Here is a 2,233-nt window from a genome sequence, read left to right on the forward strand (position 1 = left end):
GCTAAATTGAGTTTCCCTTTGAAATGACCTTGTAAAACTGAAATAAGCTCTGTATCTTTACCCTCAAGACAGGTATTCTTCATTATAAAAATTATGTCGTAATAATTCTATAATGTACGAAATATCAGTATTTTTTACAAATTAATTAACTTGTATGTTATTGATTTTTAGTAAAATGTAATTTTGTCATGTACTAAAATCGTAAACGTTATAAAAGTCTCCTGACTTTTCCCGTAAATGTTTTTTAGAATATTTAGTGTGGCAAAAGTGATAAAAAGCTGCAAAGTAACCGTTTGGTTATTTTGTAGCTTTTTTTTGTTTTTTACTTTTATTGGTACTTATAAATGTGACAAGCAAATATTAAAACTTGATAAGGCGTTTGCAGAAAAAGTCGGGAGACTTTTAGTATGTTTACAATTCTTAAGTTGAAGTAAAAGCACAAAGTCAGGAGACTTTACGTAGCTGTTACTCTCAATTCTTTGGCGAGTTTCATACATTTGTTCTAGCATAACTCAATTGAACTGCTTAATCTTTAAAAACTTTGTCATAAATTTTACAGATTTGTTTCATGGGTTAAAATAAGATTATTTCTTAACTTTTTGTGATGATTAAGTTAGCGTGTCCATGTCAACATTACTTGTTAAATTGATTTAATTTAAAAAAGGCGATTTTAATAATCTATTTTACAAAAAAAAAACACATTTAGATATTGTTTTTATATATATTTTCACTAGTGTCCACTAAAAAATAAAACAAGTTCTTTGAAATTATTGTAAATCTGTATTTTAAGAGTCATTTTTGAGCGTGACGATTTGAAATGATTATTATGTTCGTAAATCAATATTACGAATATGAATCACGGTAAATATGTCTTTTCTCAACTGATCGAATTTCTTTCCCAACGTGTTTTTGACAGGTTAACTAGTAAATATTCTGGCAATAAATCGGTCAAACATTTTACTTGTTGGAATCAATTATTATGTATGATTTTTGGTCAACTTTGAGCAAGAGAAAGTTTAAGAGATTTGATAATTGTAATAGAAGCACATTAATCAAAATCATATCATTTAGGATTTGGCAAAAATGTAACTCGTAGTAATTTATCCAAAGCTAATGAGAATCGTAATTATAAAATATTTGAAGAGTTTGCCAATCATTTAATATTGATTGCCCAGGATAAAAAAAGCAATGATAGCTTTGAAATAAAAGGCAATATTTATGCTTTTGATTCTTCAATAATTGATCTATGCTTGAGTGTGTTTTGTTGGGCTCATTTTCGAAAAACTAAAGCAGGAATAAAATTGCACACTCTATTTGATATTAACACACAAATCCCTGTATTTATTTATATTACTGAAGCAAATATGCACGATGTTAACGCAATGGATGTAATAGATTATGAGCCATTTGCTTATTATATTTTTGACCGTGCTTATGTTGATTATGATCGACTTTTTCGAATTACTAAAGCTAATGCTTATTTTGTTGTTAGAGCAAAATCTAATATGAAATTTAAAAGAATGTATTCTCTAAAAATTGACAAAACCACTGGAATTAAATATGACCAAATTGGTAAAATAGAAGGTTTTTATACCTCAAAAGATTATCCAGAAAAGATAAGAAAAGTGAAGTTTTTCGATGCTGAAAATAAAAAAATGTTAGTTTTTTTGACCAATAATTTTGAATTATCAGCTCAAGATATTGCACTACTTTACAAACAAAGATGGCAAGTAGAATTGTTCTTTAAATGGATAAAACAGCAGCTAAAAGTTAAGACCTTTTGGGGAACAACAGAAAATGCTGTTCGTATTCAAATTAATGTAGCAATTGCAACTTACTGTTTGGTTTCTATAATAGCAAAAGATTTAAAGATCAATCGCTCAACCTACGAAATTCTACAAATTTTATCCGCATCATTACTCGATAAAACATCCATAAATGAACTACTTATGAAATCAGATTACAATAATGTCAATGAATATAATACTAACCAACTGGTTTTCATCTTATTTTAAGTGGACACTAGTGATATATTTTTTTTTGATATAAAATTCTGCATTTTTTCGTTGTAAATGCTTAAATATTTCTAAATTTGTACTTTAAAAATTAACAAGTTATTTGTGCTTAAAAATGTTTATTCTCGTCAATTTTTACTTAATAGCTTGTTAATCAGCTATTTATTTTTTTTAACTTTTTTTTGTTTTTATAAACCAAGCATTGAAATAGTTTATGT

Annotated in this window: 1 protein-coding gene and 1 pseudogene; both read left to right on the forward strand. The window is 26.9% G+C overall.

Features of this window, described 5'->3' with window-relative positions:
* The first annotated feature begins 851 nt into the window (after positions 1-851).
* A complete protein-coding gene (locus WFZ86_RS20455) occupies positions 852-1,004 on the forward strand; it encodes a DUF4372 domain-containing protein (RefSeq protein WP_425402892.1) in 153 nt (50 codons plus the stop codon).
* An 84-nt stretch (positions 1,005-1,088) separates the two neighbouring features.
* Positions 1,089-2,015: pseudogene (locus WFZ86_RS19995) on the forward strand (IS4 family transposase); the annotation flags it as partial.
* Positions 2,016-2,233 lie beyond the last annotated feature (218 nt).

Source organism: Flavobacterium polysaccharolyticum (assembly GCF_038739875.1).
Taxonomy (GTDB): domain Bacteria; phylum Bacteroidota; class Bacteroidia; order Flavobacteriales; family Flavobacteriaceae; genus Flavobacterium; species Flavobacterium polysaccharolyticum.

Bases quoted from the DNA above. Each gene is read 5' to 3' on its own strand.
- WFZ86_RS20455 (WP_425402892.1), top strand. From the start codon at position 852: ATGAATCACGGTAAATATGTCTTTTCTCAACTGATCGAATTTCTTTCC.